The sequence below is a fragment of the Metapseudomonas boanensis genome (assembly GCF_018704125.1).
GTDB classification, from domain to species: domain Bacteria; phylum Pseudomonadota; class Gammaproteobacteria; order Pseudomonadales; family Pseudomonadaceae; genus Metapseudomonas; species Metapseudomonas boanensis.
The window spans coordinates 287,608-301,626 of record NZ_JAGTIS010000003.1; the positions used below are offsets into that span (position 1 = coordinate 287,608).

Consider the following 14,019-nt stretch of genomic DNA (forward strand, 5'->3'; position numbering starts at 1 on the left):
TAAAGGGCATGCTAACCCAAGCGGCGGCAGCTCGCTTCAACGAGCTTTTTCAAAAGGCTTGATGAAGGTGATTTTGGGGTCCTTCCACGAACCTTCAACCCTGTACTGAACGCTGGCAACGCGCGCCACCCTGTCGCCCAGCAATTTGTCCACAACGAACAACGCTCCCCCAATGGCTGGCGCACCGACGATCAGCGCGGCCAATGGCAGGTTGTTGGTCACGGGCAGGGTGACCAGCAGATTGGCGTCGATGCGGTCACTGGCCAGGTCCAGGGTGCCGTCCAGCTCCAGGCCGCTCGAGGGGCCTTCCAGAGTGATCGGATTGCGGGTCACGAAGCGCCCCTCGCTCCCCATCAGAAGCCCCTTGACCCGGTCGTAGGCGAGTCCCTTGCCGAGCAGGTCGGAAAAGTCCAGGCGCAATCTACGGCCGATCGAGTTGAAATTGAGCAAACCAAAAACCCGCAAGGCTTGGGCGCCACCTTCGACTTCGGCGAACTGCCCCTTGTGCAAGCTGGCATCCAATGAACCTGAGTAGCGCTTCAGACTGACCCAGGCGGGGGAGCCGGGCCAGCGCCCATCGGCATCAAGGCGGAAGCGCTCGCTGGTAGCCGTGGGTGCGAAGTTCCAGGCCTTGAGCACATCCGCCAGGTTCTTGCCCTCCAGGCGCCCCCGGTACCAGGAGCTGCTGGCCCCAACGGCACCTTCCCAGCCTGCCGCGCCAGTAATCCGCAGCCCTTTCAGTGAAAGATCCAACTCGTTGAAGGCAATCCCCTTCGGGTTCGGTCGGGCCTTGAACGACCAGGCACCGAGTACAGCATCACCCAGGATGACCTGATCGATGTGTACATCCAGCGACGGTACTCCGCGCGGGTCAACCGAGGCGAAGGGATCCGGTTTGGCCTCTGCTTCAGCTTCGCTTGCCGGCGGCTTAGGGAAGCTCAGGCGCCGCAGCCTGACGTCAATTGGGGCATCCTTGGCATCTGGGAGTTTGATCTGCCCATCAAGCCTCGCACTGGCCAAGCCCAGCCGCCAGCCCTCGGGGTCCCGCGCCAAGTCAGCATTGAGGTCCTCCAGGATCAGGCCAAAGCCGCTGAACCGCCCAATTTCCAGCTCGGCACCACTCAACAGGCGGGCGGTGGAGGCCCCATCAGCCGGCGCATACTGCTTGGCCACCGCCATCCAGGCATCGGCATCCAATTCATCCAGGCGCCCACGCACGCGCAGCCCCTTGCCCGTGGGCAGGCGCGCCGCTCCGCCGCCAAGACGCAAGACACCTCGAGAATCGTTGAACTTGCCGGGGGGGGCGGCCAGGACGAGGCTGGCGACGCCCGCGTAATCCAACCAGTAACGACGCTCATCGCCATCAAGCGTCATGCGCCACTGGGTGTCACGAACCTCGTCAGCCGCCTTGCCCAAAGGAGCAGGCAGATCAATCGCCAAACCTTTGAGGGACGAGTCGATGCGTAGCTGGCTGTCCTTTCCATCAAGGCTCAGGTTGAGGCTGTAAGGCACGGCCCCCGAAGCAGGTAACGCTTGCGTGACCCCAAGCCAGGTCGTGAGGTCCTTCAGTGCGATCTGGCCATTGGCCAGGATGCGCGTCCGCGCACGGCCGTTGGAACCCTCGGCCTGCGCCTTGGCGCGGACTTCACGGCCAAAAACCTGGGCACGAATATCTGAGGCACTCAGCCCGCTGGCGGTGTCGTAGCGGAAAGCCCCTCTCAGCTGGCTGAATGCCAGCTCAGGGCGCGCAATTTTCAATTGGGCATCACGCGTTTTCAGATCGACCACCACCCTGGGCGCCTGCCCTTTAGCCAAGGGAATGTCCAGCTTGAGCGTTCCGGACAGCGGCCCCTGGCCTTGCCAGCCGGAGAAAATCGGCGCGGTGCCGATGGGCGCGTCCTGGAGAACTTTCAACCCATCGGTGAAACTGCTCTCCAGTTCGGCATCCAGGTCGAGCCTCGGGACCTGTCCCGGCTCGACGTGGGGCACATTGGCTTCAGCATTGCTCACCCGGGTGTCGAGGATTCGCCCGGCTGGGAGCACGATCCGGACGCCGGTGTCTTCGATGAACACATTGCCCTTCGCCTCGCGCAAGACCGGCCAGCCAGGCTGGTAGGCCAACTCGGCGTCATGCACTTTGAAAAACAGGCTGAGAGAGCGTGCTTCCGGCTTTGCATCGCGCGACAGCGAGCCCTGGTATTGGAAGAATCCTTCGTCTACAGCACCGGAACGAATCGCCTCTTTCAGCCATTTGGCCAATGCCGGGCTGAGCCCGGGCGACAAGGTCGGCAAATACTTCTCGGTATAAGTGGCGTCACCATCACGGAGCCCCACCCGCAAGTCCATGTAGTCCTCAGCGAGGGGGTCGCGCATCAGGCGGATCAGCATGTCCCCGGCGATGCGCCCCTCATCGCCGACCACTTGCATATAAGGGCTGGCCAGGGTGAAAGCTTCATCATCCAGATGCCACGTCAGACGCGCTCGAGCCTTCTGGTAACGCCAGGGTTTAGGAAACAGGTGATCAAGGTGCAAGGCGAAATCATTGGCGTCCAGGCGCAGTTCGCCTTGCTCCAGGTTTCCGCTGACGCTGCCACTGACATTCTCGGCAGCCGGCGCACCACGGTAGGCGTCGACCCCCACCGCTGAAAGATTGCTGCTGAAGAGCAGACGCTCGGGTCCGACGACTTCGGGGCGATAGGTCAGGCTCAGGTTACGCAGCGACCCGCGGGGCTTGAGCCCGCCCAACGCAGCGGCGACCTGCTCGGGCAGAGGTGCAAGGGCGCTGATGACAGGCTGCAAGGGGATGAGATCCAGGCGGTCGGCTGCCACTTGCCACTCGGCCTGGGGCCCCGCCCTGTGTTGGAGGTTGACGTTGACCTCGCCCCAGCGCTGCTTGCCAACACTTACCGCGAGGGAGTCGAGCAGGACTTGGAAGCCCTCATCCGTGCGGGTGTAATAGGCATTCACGGCAAAGTTCTGCAAGGCCACCGCCTTGCGCTTGCCATAGGCGCCACGCAGTTCAGGAGCGTGGAGACGCGCAACCGCACGCTTTGGCCCGCCCTTCGACCAGTCGACCCACAACTCGCCTCCGGCCTGCAATTTCTCGACACGCCAATCACGCGTCAGGCTCGCGGGCAGCCATCGGGCCCAGTCACTCTGAGGCAGGCTCAGGTAGAGCTCAGCCTCACTGTCGAGCCAGGTGTCGGCATTCAATCGGGTGCGTAAGCGCATGGCCAAGGGCTGGCCGTCCGGCAGCATCAAACGCCCATCAAGTCGCTGGCGGCTGCCAAGACTGCGCAGTGTGAAGCCGACATAGGTCAATGTGATCGGCTCATGGGCCTGCGGCTCCAGGGTGAGCTGGCTGTTGATCAGAGACACTTGGCTGACCAGGCCCATCATCGCTTCGAGCTGGCGCGGCCCGAAAGGCGGCTGCCCGTCTTTGACGGCAAATCCTTCGACGGACCACTTGCCGCTTTTGTCCTGCAGCAGGCCAAGCTGCAAGCCATCCAGCTCCAGACGCTCGATACGCAGTTGGCGCGCCAGCAGGCTGCCAAGCATATTTGGTACGACCCGCAGTTGGTCCAGGCGGATGGCGCTATCGCCCTCTCCGAGCAGCACATCGTGGGCGATCAGCAGAGGAGCCATCGCCTCCCAGCGTCCCTCGATGCTGCCGATCTTGACCGGCTGGCCGAGTGCCGCGCTGGCCTGTGCCTCGGCCTCCGCCTGGTATGCGGCAACGAAGGGTACCAGTTCGCGGCCCAGGCTGACGTAAAGGGCAGCTAACACCAGCCCGAGTGCGCAGAACGCCAGTAACATGCGCAGGGCGGACACCAGGGCTCGTGCCAGGCGCTCCATGTCAGTTCATGTCCTCAGAGCAGTACCACATCGTACTGTTCCTGGGAGTACATGGTTTCCACCTGGAACTTGATGGGCCGACCGATGAAAGCTTCGAGATCGGCGACGTTACCCGACTCTTCGTCCAGCAGGCGGTCGACCACCTTCTGGTTGGCCAGCACCAGGTAGCCTTCTGCCTGGTAGGCGCGGGCTTCGCGGAGGATCTCGCGGAATATCTCGTAGCAGATAGTCTCGGCGGTTTTCAGCAGTCCTCGTCCCTGGCAGCAGGAGCAGGGCTCGCACAACACCTGGATCAGGCTTTCACGAGTACGTTTGCGGGTCATCTGCACCAGGCCCAGCTCGGTGATGCCGATGATGTTGGTCTTGGCGTGGTCGCGCTCGAGCTGCTTCTCCAGGGTTCGCAGTACCTGCCGCTGATGCTCCTCATCTTCCATGTCGATGAAGTCGATGATGATGATCCCACCCAGATTGCGCAGGCGCAGCTGGCGAGCAATGGCGGTCGAGGCTTCGAGATTGGTCTTGAAGATGGTCTCTTCGAGGGTGCGGTGGCCGACGAAGGCGCCCGTGTTGACGTCGATGGTGGTCATCGCTTCCGTCGGGTCAATGATCAGGTAGCCGCCCGACTTCAGCAGCACCTTGCGTTCCAGGGCCTTCTGGATCTCATCTTCGACGCCATACAGATCGAAAATAGGCCGCTCGCCCGGATAGTGTTCCAGGCGGTCGGCGATTTCCGGCATCAATTCGTCAACGAACAGGGTGACCTTCTGGAAGGTTTCCCGCGAGTCGATACGGATCTTCTCGATACGGGGATTGACCAGGTCGCGCAGGGTGCGCAGCGCCAGGCTCAAGTCCTCATAGATGACCGAAGGCGCAGGGGCGGTCTGCATCTGCGCGGAAATCTGCTCCCAAAGGCGTCGCAGGTAACGGATGTCGACCAGGATCTCGTCCGCCCTGGCGCCATCGGCTGCGGTACGCAGGATGAAACCGCCCGCCTCCTCGATGCCTTCTGCGGCAATGCAGTCGGCCACCACCTGCTTGAGGCGATCACGTTCCGCTTCGTCCTCGATCTTCAGGGAAATGCCCACATGGCAGGTGCGGGGCATATAAACGAGGTAACGCGACGGGATCGACAGCTGAGTGGTCAGCCGTGCGCCTTTGCTACCGATCGGGTCCTTGGTGACCTGCACCACCAGGCTCTGCCCCTCATGGACCAGCGCGCTGATGCTTTCCACCGCACTGCCCTCGCGATTACTGATCTCCGAGGCATGGATGAAGGCGGCACGGTCAAGGCCGATATCGACGAAGGCCGCCTGCATGCCAGGCAACACGCGCACGACCTTGCCCTTGTAGATGTTCCCGACGATACCGCGGCGCTGGGTGCGCTCGACATGCACCTCTTGCAGGACGCCGTTCTCGACGACTGCCACGCGCGATTCCATCGGCGTGATGTTGATCAGAATTTCTTCGCTCATGCTGAGAACCTATCGCAGGTGCTGCCAACAGGGAATACCGAAATCGGCGAGCAACTGCGCCGTCTCCAGCAGCGGTAGCCCCACTACCGCCGAGTAACTGCCTTGTAGATCACTGACGAAAACCGCGCCCAAGCCCTGGATAGCGTAGCTGCCTGCCTTGTCGGCTGGTTCGCCACTGGCCCAATAGGCTTCGCGTTCAGCAGGGGGGATTGGACGAAAGCGCACTCGACTGCTCACGACCCGAGTCAGGCAACGCTGCGAGTCGGCCACTGCCACGGCGGTGAGCACTTCGTGCTCGCGGCCGGACAGGCGCTTCAGCATCGCGAGGCAGTCTTCGCGGTCAAGCGGCTTGCCGAGGATCAGGCCGTCCAGCACCACGGCGGTGTCTGCACCGAGAACGCAGGCAGCACCGGGCTCTGCAAGACTGGCCAGGCCGGCCAGCGCCTTTTCCCGGGCCAGGCGCTCCACATAAGCGAGCGCGGGTTCACCGGGCAGGGCAGTTTCATCGATGGTGGCGATCAGGGGAGTGTGGGGAATGCCGATCTGCGCCAGCAACTCACGCCGGCGGGGCGACCCCGAAGCCAGGTACAACGTGGCCATGCAGACTTCTCCCTGTCGAGGACAGAGGCTTGCGACATGGCCGCAAGCCGATCAATTGACGTTGAGGCGGCGACTTGTGCCGCGCAATGCGGCATATACCCAGGGCCAGAGCAGTGCGCTTACGAGCGCAGGGAGCAGGAACACCAAGGTAGGTGGGCGGTTGCCCGTGAGGGCATTGAGCCACAGCTGGACCAGTTGGGCCAAACCGAAAACCACGAGTAGCACAAGACACTGCTGCCATACGGGGAACATACGCAGACGCTGATGCAATGTCAGCACCAGAAAGGTGATCAGGGCCAGGATCAGCGCGTTTTGCCCCAGCAACGAGCCATACAGCACATCCTCGGCCAACCCCAGCATCCAGGCAGTAGTCATACCCACCCGATGTGGCAGCGCCAGGGTCCAGTAGGTGAGAAACAGCGCTAGCCAGAGCGGACGGCCGATCTCCATGAAGCTGGGCATCGGCCCGATGCTGAGCAGCAAGGCCAGGAGCAGGCTGAGCCAGATCACCCAACCGTTGTTCGAGCGCACCCCAACCATCAACGACTCTCCTGATTGCTCTGGGCTGCCTGGGGCTTGGCGGGCGTTGCCGCTGCCGCTGGCGGGCTCGCTGGAGCCACTGTGGCTGGCTGTGTTGCCGCTTCGGGGGCTGCGCCTGGCAGTGCCGGCTTGGCGGCCTCGCGATCAGCCGCTTCCTGGGCGACGGCCGCATCATTGGCACGCTGCTCCGGACTGCGGGTATCGGAGAACACCAGGAGCATGTAACGGCTGCGGTTCAAGGCAGCCGTCGGGACGGCCCGCACAATGGCAAAGGGCTGGCCGGAGTCGTGGATGACCTCTTTCACCGTCGCAACCGGGTAACCGGCCGGGAAGCGCTGCCCAAGACCGGAACTCACCAACAGGTCACCTTCCTTGATGTCGGCGGTATCCGCTACATGGCGCAACTCCAGACGTTCCGGGTTGCCGGTACCGCTGGCGATGGCACGCAGACCGTTGCGGTTGACCTGCACAGGAATGCTATGGGTCGTGTCGGTCAGCAACAGCACGCGGGCGGTGTAGGGCATCACTTCGACCACCTGCCCCATCAGGCCTCGCGCATCGAGCACCGGCTGACCGAGGAACACACCATCCTTCTCGCCCTTGTCGATCAGGATACGGTGGGTGAACGGGTTGGGATCGACGCCGATCAACTCACCCACCAGGACCTTTTCATCCACCAGTGCGGAGGAGTTGAGCAATTCGCGCAGGCGCACGTTCTGCTCGGTCAGGGTGGCCAGCTTCTGCAGGCGACGCTGCATCAAAAGCGCTTCGGCCTTGAGCTTCTCGTTTTCGGCAACCAGGGCGGTGCGACTGCTGAACTGGTCACTGACCCCATCCCAAGCCCTGATCGGCAGGTCTGCCAGCCAGTAGAAGGGGGTCAGCACCAAGCCCATCTGGCTGCGCAGAGGCTTGAGGGTTTCGAAGCGGGCATCGACCACCATCAGCGCAGCCGATAGCACGGCGAACACCAACAGGCGCACGCCGAGCGAAGGTCCCTTGGTAAATAGCGGCTTGATGGCCCGCTCCTATGGCTGAGTAGCTCCCCGACCTCACTCGGTGGAGAGCAGATCCATCGCGTGACGGTCCATCATATCCAGAGCACGGCCGCCACCGCGAGCGACACAGGTGAGCGGATCTTCGGCCACGATCACCGGCAGACCGGTTTCCTGGGCCAACAACTTGTCAAGGTCACGCAGCAGCGCGCCACCACCGGTCAGCACCAGGCCACGCTCGGCGATGTCGGAAGCCAGTTCCGGCGGAGACTGCTCCAGGGCACTCTTGACCGCCTGGACGATGGTCGCCAGGGACTCTTGCAGCGCTTCGAGCACCTCATTGGAGTTCAGGGTGAAGCTGCGCGGTACGCCTTCGGCCAGGTTACGACCACGAACATCGATCTCGCGGACTTCGCCACCCGGATAGGCGGTGCCGATTTCCTGCTTGATGCGCTCCGCGGTGGATTCACCAATCAGGCTGCCATAGTTACGGCGCACATAGGTCACGATGGACTCGTCGAAGCGGTCGCCACCAACGCGGACCGACTCTGCATAGACGACACCATTGAGGGAGATCAGCGCGATCTCGGTAGTGCCGCCACCGATATCGACGACCATTGAACCACGGGCTTCCTCGACCGGCAGGCCGGCACCGATGGCCGCAGCCATAGGCTCTTCGATCAGGAACACCTCACGAGCACCAGCGCCCAGGGCGGATTCACGGATGGCACGACGTTCAACCTGGGTGGACTTGCAGGGTACGCAGATCAGCACACGGGGGCTGGGCTGCAGGAAGCTGTTTTCATGAACCTTGTTGATGAAGTACTGCAGCATCTTCTCGCAGACGCTGAAATCCGCGATCACGCCGTCCTTCATCGGACGAATGGCGGAGATATTGCCCGGAGTACGACCGAGCATACGCTTGGCTTCAGTGCCAACAGCCACAACGCTCTTCTGGTTGCCGTGGTTACGAATGGCGACCACGGAGGGCTCGTTGAGGACGATACCGCGCTCGCGCACGTAGATCAGGGTATTGGCAGTGCCCAGGTCGATCGACAGATCACTGGAAAACATGCCACGCAGTTTCTTGAACATGGGAAAGGGACCCTAGGCAACGCGTGGGTAAAAAAGTGCGGCAAACTCTAACAACCACGGGGATTTTGGGCAAGGCGCCGATATGTTAGATTGCCTGTTTTTCCGGGCCGACAAGGCCCATCAACGCGGCCTTTGACCGCCTGTTCGCGGCACCGTTCCCCGCTCGCTTCCCGTTCGGCCGGCAGCCCGCGCTGGCCGCATCTAAGTTGGAGACCCCCGATGGCGCTTGAACGCTCCGACGTGGAAAAAATCGCCCATCTCGCCCGACTGGGCCTGAACGAGGCCGATATCCCGCGTACCACCGAGACCCTGAACAATATCCTCGGCCTGATCGATGCGATGCAGGCCGTGGACACCGACGGAATCGAACCCCTGGCCCACCCGCTGGAAGCCACCCAGCGCCTGCGTGCCGACCGGGTCACCGAGGAGAACCACCGCGATGCCTACCAGGCCATCGCGCCGGCCGTCGAAAACGGTCTTTACCTCGTGCCCAAAGTCATCGAATAAAGGAAAGGGTTCCCCATGCATCAATTGACCCTGGCCGAGATCGCCCGCAGCCTCAACGCCAAAGATTTCTCCGCCGAAGAGCTGACCCGAACGCTGCTGGCGCGCATCCAGCAGCTCGATCCGCAACTGAACAGCTTCATCAGCGTCACGGAAGAACAGGCCATCGCCCAGGCCAAGGCCGCCGACGCCCGTCGTGCCACTGGTGAGGCTGGCGCGCTGCTCGGCGCTCCCATCGCCCACAAGGACCTGTTCTGCACCCTGGACGTCCGCACCAGCTGCGGCTCGAAGATCCTCGACAACTTCAAGGCGCCCTACGACGCCACCGTCGTTGCCAAGCTCCAGGCCGCCGGCGCAGTCAGCCTCGGCAAGCTGAACATGGACGAGTTCGCCATGGGTTCGTCCAACGAATCCAGCTATTACGGCGCCGTGAAGAACCCCTGGAATCTCGAGCGCGTGCCTGGCGGATCCAGCGGCGGCTCCGCCGCTGCCGTCGCCGCCCGCCTGATACCGGCCGCAACCGGTACCGACACCGGCGGCTCGATCCGCCAGCCGGCAGCCCTCACCAACCTTACCGGCATCAAGCCCACCTATGGCCGCGTGTCGCGCTGGGGCATGATCGCCTACGCCTCCAGCCTCGACCAGGGCGGCCCGCTGGCCCGCACTGCCGAGGATTGCGCCCTGTTGCTGGGCGGCATGGCCGGCTTCGACCCGAAAGACTCCACCTGCGTCGACCAGCCCGTGGACGACTACCTGGCTGGCCTGAACCAGCCGTTGGCCGGGCTGCGCATCGGTCTGCCAAAGGAATATTTCGGCGCTGGCCTCGATTCGCGCATTGCCGACGCCGTGCTGGCAGTGGTCGAAGAGCTGAAGAAGCTTGGCGCCACCGTCAAGGACATCAGCCTGCCGAACATGCAGCATGCGATCCCGGCCTATTACGTGATCGCCCCGGCGGAAGCCTCCTCCAACCTGTCGCGCTTCGATGGCGTACGCTTCGGCTACCGCTGCGAGAACCCGCAGAATCTGGAAGACCTGTACAAGCGCTCGCGTGCCGAAGGCTTCGGTGCCGAAGTGAAGCGCCGCATCATGGTTGGTGCCTATGCCCTTTCCGCCGGCTACTACGACGCGTACTACCTGAAGGCACAGAAAATCCGCCGCCTGATCAAGAACGACTTCATGGCCGCCTTCGGCGAAGTCGACGTGATCCTCGGGCCGACCACGCCCAACCCGGCCTGGAAGCTCGGCGAGAAGAACAACGACCCGGTCGCGCAGTACCTGGAAGACATCTACACGATCACCGCCAACCTTGCCGGTATCCCGGGCCTGTCCATGCCGGCCGGTTTTGTCGACGGTCTGCCGGTGGGTGTTCAGCTGCTCGCTCCCTACTTCCAGGAAGGCCGCCTGCTCAACGTCGCGCATCAGTATCAGCAGGCCACCGACTGGCATAAACAAGCTCCGGCCGGCTTCTAAGCCTTGGCCCAGCCAGACATCCCCTCCCCCTCTCCCTTCATGGAGAGGATGGCCCAAAGGGCCGGGAGAGGGGCTGCGCTGGCACCGCAGGATTGAGGAACACCACAATGCAATGGGAAACCGTGATCGGGCTGGAAATCCACGCACAGCTCACCACCCAATCGAAGATTTTCTCCGGCAGTGCCACCACCTTCGGTGCAGAGCCGAACACCCAGGCCAGCCTGGTTGACCTCGGCATGCCCGGCACCCTGCCAGTACTGAACGAGGAAGCGGTGCGCATGGCCTGCAAGTTCGGCCTGGCCATCGACGCCGAGATCGCCGAACAGAACATCTTCGCTCGCAAGAACTACTTCTATCCGGACCTGCCCAAGGGCTACCAGACCAGCCAGTTCGAGCATCCGATCGTTGGCAAGGGCCATCTGGACGTCACCCTTGACGACGGCACGGTCAAGCGCATCGGCATCACCCGCGCGCATCTGGAAGAAGACGCCGGCAAGAGCCTGCACGAAGACTTCCACGGCATGACCGGCATTGACCTCAATCGCGCCGGCACCCCGCTGCTGGAGATCGTCTCCGAGCCGGACATCCGCAGTGCCAAGGAGGCCGTGGCCTACGTCAAGGCCATCCACGCCCTCGTGCGCTACCTCGGCATCTGCGACGGCAACATGGCCGAAGGCTCGCTGCGTTGCGACTGCAACGTTTCCGTGCGCCCGAAAGGCCAGGAAGCCTTCGGCACCCGCGCCGAGATCAAGAACGTCAACTCCTTCCGCTTCATCGAGAAGGCGATCAACCATGAGATCCAGCGCCAGATCGAACTGATCGAGGACGGTGGCAAGGTCGTCCAGGAAACCCGCCTGTACGACCCGAACAAGGACGAAACCCGCTCCATGCGCGGCAAGGAAGAAGCCAACGACTACCGTTACTTCCCCTGCCCCGATCTGCTGCCGGTGGTCATCGAACGTAGCTTCCTCGACGACGTGCGCGCCAGCCTGCCGGAACTCCCGCCGCAGAAGCGCGAGCGCTTCCAGAACGAGTTCGGCCTATCTACCTACGACGCCAGCGTGCTCTCCGCCAGCCGCGAAGTGGCCGACTACTTCGAAGCGGTGTTCAAGGCCTGCGGCGATGCCAAGCTGGCGGCCAACTGGGTCATGGTCGAGCTGTCCAGCCTACTCAACAAGGAAGGCCTGGAGATCGACCAGTCGCCGGTCTCCGCCGAACAACTGGGCGGCATGATCCTGCGCATCAAGGACAACACCATCTCCGGCAAGATCGCCAAGATGGTCTTCGAAGCCATGGCTGCCGGTGAGGGCAGCGCCGACGAGATCATCGAGAAAAAGGGCCTCAAGCAGGTTACCGACTCCGGCGCCATCGAGGCGATGCTCGACGAAGTCCTGGCCGCCAACGCCGCCCAGGTCGAGCAGTACCGTGCCAGCGATGAAGCCAAGCGCGGCAAGATGTTCGGCTTCTTCGTCGGCCAGGCCATGAAAGCCTCCAAGGGCAAGGCCAACCCGGGCCAAGTGAACGATTTGCTGAAGAAAAAGCTCGAAGACTGAACCGGGCCAATTGTCAGCGGACAGCCGATGAGTCTGTAGGAGCGAGCTTGCTCGCTCCTACAAGGGGTGGCCCTATCCCGGTACAAAGGAGCCTTCGTCATGCAGCGCCTGCTTTGCATCCTCGCCTTCACCGGCCTGCTCGCCGGCTGCGCCTACAACCCTTTTGGCCAAGGAAGCGGCACGCCTGGTGACTACCGTGCCGAAGGCAAGGCCTCCTACTACGGCGCCCGGCACCACGGCAAACGCACCGCCAGCGGTGAACGCTTCAACCAGAACTCGCTGACCGCCGCACATCGTACCCTGTCGTTTGGCACCCGGGTAAGGGTGACCAACCTCAGGAACGACCGCTCGGTGGTGGTTCGCATCAACGACCGTGGGCCTTATTCACGCAGCCGCATCATCGACGTCTCGCGCAAGGCCGCAGAGAGCCTCGGCATGCTGCGTGCCGGCGTCGTGCCGGTGCGGGTGGAGAGCCTCGACTGACAGGAGAACGACAATGAACGATGAACAACAGCGGGGCCTGCAGGTGCGCCGCGAAGTCATGGGCGATGCCTTCGTCGACCGAGCCATGGGCAACGCCACCGACTTCACCCAACCGTTGCAAGACTTCGTCAACGAACACGCCTGGGGCGCGGTCTGGGCCCGCGAAGGGCTGCCGCGCAAGACCCGCAGCCTGATCACTCTCGCCGCGCTGACTGCGCTGAAATGCCCGCAAGAACTCAAAGGTCATGTACGCGGCGCACTGAACAACGGCTGCACGGTGGAGGAAATTCGCGAAGCGCTGCTGCACTGTGCAGTTTATGCCGGCGTCCCCGCCGCCATCGATGCCTTCCGCGCCGCCCAGGAAGTGATCGACGACTATCAGAAGGGCTGAGTCGACCCAGCCCCGGAGGACTTCAGATCCATCCGGCCCACTGCAGGACGAATAGCCCAAGGTTGGTCGTCACCACCGCCGCCAGGGTGGTGATCACGATAATCGCCGCCGCCAGTTCATGGTTGCCGTTCACCGCCCGCGCCATCACGAAGCTCGCTGCGGCGGTTGGGCTGGCGAAATAGAGGAAGAGAATGGCCAACTCTGCATTGCGGAAGCCGCAGAGCCAGGCTCCGAAGGTCGCCAGTAATGGCAGCCAGAACACTTTCATCAGGCTGGCGCTGATGGCCATACGACTGCTTTCCCGCAGCGAAGTCAGCGACAGCGTTCCGCCGATGCAGATCAACGCCAGGGGTAGCGTCATCTGGGCGAAGTATTCGCCGGAGGTGATCAGCCAGGCCGGCAGCTGTAGCTGGAAGTAGGCCACCGGGATCGCCGCCAGCACCCCGATGATCAGTGGATTGGTGATGATGCTCTTGGCGATGCTCCAGGGGTCGGTCTTGGCGTTTGGGCTATAGATCGCCAGGACGATGGCGGACAAGGTGTTGTAGCTGAGGATGACGACGCCACCGAGGATGCCGCCCACCGAGAGACCATAGGCCCCGTACATGCTGGTCGCCAGCGCCAGGCCGATGATGCCGTTGTTGCCGCGAAACGCCCCCTGGGTATAAATGCCCCGATCCGTCACAGGGCAGCGCAGGATCGCCCAGCCCCACCCCACCAGAAAGCACACCACGGTCGCAGCCAGGAAATAGCCGATCAGTCCCGGCTGCAGCGCCGTGCGCAGGTCTGCCTGGACGATCCCGAGAAACAGCAAGGTGGGCATGGTGCCCTTGAACACCAGTTCCGATGCGGTATTGATGAAGGCCGTGTCGATCCACCCCAGGCGTTTGAGGGCCACGCCGACGAACAGCATGGAGAACACCGGCGCAGTGATACCGAGGGTTTGCTGGACGACGGCAAGCATGGACAGACCTCGGCACCTGGGCGAATTGATAGGGCGCTAAGGATACCAAGGGGCAGGGGGAAAAGGCTTTCGTCGGGTCTTCAGAAGGAAGGCAAATCAC

Annotated in this window: 12 protein-coding genes; 5 read left to right on the top strand and 7 right to left on the bottom strand. The window is 62.8% G+C overall.

Features of this window, described 5'->3' with window-relative positions:
• Positions 1 to 36 precede the first annotated feature (36 nt).
• From J7302_RS08905 to mreB, 6 genes are all read right to left on the bottom strand, one after another.
• Positions 37 to 3,855: a YhdP family protein gene (locus tag J7302_RS08905; RefSeq protein ID WP_215372893.1), complete on the bottom strand. Its 3,819-nt coding sequence runs from the start codon at positions 3,853 to 3,855 to the stop codon at positions 37 to 39.
• Positions 3,856 to 3,869: 14 nt separating this feature from the next.
• Positions 3,870 to 5,327 (bottom strand): ribonuclease G, encoded by a 1,458-nt coding sequence (gene rng, locus J7302_RS08910; RefSeq protein WP_215372894.1) that lies wholly within the window; start codon positions 5,325 to 5,327, stop codon positions 3,870 to 3,872.
• A gap of 9 nt (positions 5,328 to 5,336) precedes the next feature.
• On the bottom strand, positions 5,337 to 5,927 hold the full coding sequence (locus J7302_RS08915) for a Maf family protein (RefSeq protein WP_215372895.1): 591 nt from the start codon (positions 5,925 to 5,927) through the stop codon (positions 5,337 to 5,339).
• 51 nt (positions 5,928 to 5,978) lie between these two features.
• Positions 5,979 to 6,467 (bottom strand): rod shape-determining protein MreD, encoded by a 489-nt coding sequence (mreD, locus tag J7302_RS08920; RefSeq protein ID WP_215372896.1) that lies wholly within the window; start codon positions 6,465 to 6,467, stop codon positions 5,979 to 5,981.
• Positions 6,467 to 7,447: a rod shape-determining protein MreC gene (gene mreC / locus J7302_RS08925; protein ID WP_394359082.1), complete on the bottom strand. Its 981-nt coding sequence runs from the start codon at positions 7,445 to 7,447 to the stop codon at positions 6,467 to 6,469. Before mreC ends, mreD begins: the two co-directional genes overlap by 1 nt.
• Before the next feature lie 69 nt (positions 7,448 to 7,516).
• Complete coding sequence (gene mreB / locus J7302_RS08930; protein WP_215372897.1) at positions 7,517 to 8,554, bottom strand: rod shape-determining protein MreB; 1,038 nt, start codon at positions 8,552 to 8,554, stop codon at positions 7,517 to 7,519.
• A 219-nt stretch (positions 8,555 to 8,773) separates the two neighbouring features.
• Between mreB and gatC the strand changes: the two genes are divergently transcribed.
• The 5 genes from gatC to pcaC all read left to right on the top strand — a co-directional run bounded on the left by gatC (position 8,774) and on the right by pcaC (position 12,955).
• Positions 8,774 to 9,061: an Asp-tRNA(Asn)/Glu-tRNA(Gln) amidotransferase subunit GatC gene (gene gatC, locus J7302_RS08935; RefSeq protein ID WP_215372898.1), complete on the top strand. Its 288-nt coding sequence runs from the start codon at positions 8,774 to 8,776 to the stop codon at positions 9,059 to 9,061.
• Between the two features lie 15 nt (positions 9,062 to 9,076).
• The gene (gatA, locus tag J7302_RS08940; protein WP_215372899.1) at positions 9,077 to 10,528 is read left to right on the top strand and encodes an Asp-tRNA(Asn)/Glu-tRNA(Gln) amidotransferase subunit GatA; all 1,452 of its coding nucleotides are present in this window, start codon (positions 9,077 to 9,079) and stop codon (positions 10,526 to 10,528) included.
• A gap of 107 nt (positions 10,529 to 10,635) precedes the next feature.
• On the top strand, positions 10,636 to 12,081 hold the full coding sequence (gene gatB, locus J7302_RS08945) for an Asp-tRNA(Asn)/Glu-tRNA(Gln) amidotransferase subunit GatB (RefSeq protein WP_215372900.1): 1,446 nt from the start codon (positions 10,636 to 10,638) through the stop codon (positions 12,079 to 12,081).
• A gap of 99 nt (positions 12,082 to 12,180) precedes the next feature.
• On the top strand, positions 12,181 to 12,564 hold the full coding sequence (locus J7302_RS08950; RefSeq protein ID WP_215372901.1) for a septal ring lytic transglycosylase RlpA family protein: 384 nt from the start codon (positions 12,181 to 12,183) through the stop codon (positions 12,562 to 12,564).
• A 13-nt stretch (positions 12,565 to 12,577) separates the two neighbouring features.
• Positions 12,578 to 12,955 (top strand): 4-carboxymuconolactone decarboxylase, encoded by a 378-nt coding sequence (gene pcaC, locus J7302_RS08955; RefSeq protein ID WP_215372902.1) that lies wholly within the window; start codon positions 12,578 to 12,580, stop codon positions 12,953 to 12,955.
• Positions 12,956 to 12,977: 22 nt separating this feature from the next.
• Here pcaC and J7302_RS08960 read toward each other — a convergent pair whose 3' ends face one another.
• A complete protein-coding gene (locus J7302_RS08960; protein ID WP_215372903.1) occupies positions 12,978 to 13,919 on the bottom strand; it encodes an AEC family transporter in 942 nt (313 codons plus the stop codon).
• Between the last annotated feature and the right edge of the window lie 100 nt (positions 13,920 to 14,019).

Coding starts and splice junctions, on each gene's coding strand:
- J7302_RS08950 (WP_215372901.1), top strand. CDS start 12,181: ATGCAGCGCCTGCTTTGCATCCTCGCCTTCACCGGCCTGCTCGCCGGC.
- pcaC (WP_215372902.1), top strand. CDS start 12,578: ATGAACGATGAACAACAGCGGGGCCTGCAGGTGCGCCGCGAAGTCATG.
- mreD (WP_215372896.1), bottom strand. CDS start 6,467: ATGGTTGGGGTGCGCTCGAACAACGGTTGGGTGATCTGGCTCAGCCTG.
- J7302_RS08915 (WP_215372895.1), bottom strand. CDS start 5,927: ATGGCCACGTTGTACCTGGCTTCGGGGTCGCCCCGCCGGCGTGAGTTG.
- J7302_RS08905 (WP_215372893.1), bottom strand. CDS start 3,855: ATGGAGCGCCTGGCACGAGCCCTGGTGTCCGCCCTGCGCATGTTACTG.
- gatB (WP_215372900.1), top strand. CDS start 10,636: ATGCAATGGGAAACCGTGATCGGGCTGGAAATCCACGCACAGCTCACC.
- gatA (WP_215372899.1), top strand. CDS start 9,077: ATGCATCAATTGACCCTGGCCGAGATCGCCCGCAGCCTCAACGCCAAA.
- mreB (WP_215372897.1), bottom strand. CDS start 8,554: ATGTTCAAGAAACTGCGTGGCATGTTTTCCAGTGATCTGTCGATCGAC.
- gatC (WP_215372898.1), top strand. CDS start 8,774: ATGGCGCTTGAACGCTCCGACGTGGAAAAAATCGCCCATCTCGCCCGA.
- J7302_RS08960 (WP_215372903.1), bottom strand. CDS start 13,919: ATGCTTGCCGTCGTCCAGCAAACCCTCGGTATCACTGCGCCGGTGTTC.
- rng (WP_215372894.1), bottom strand. CDS start 5,327: ATGAGCGAAGAAATTCTGATCAACATCACGCCGATGGAATCGCGCGTG.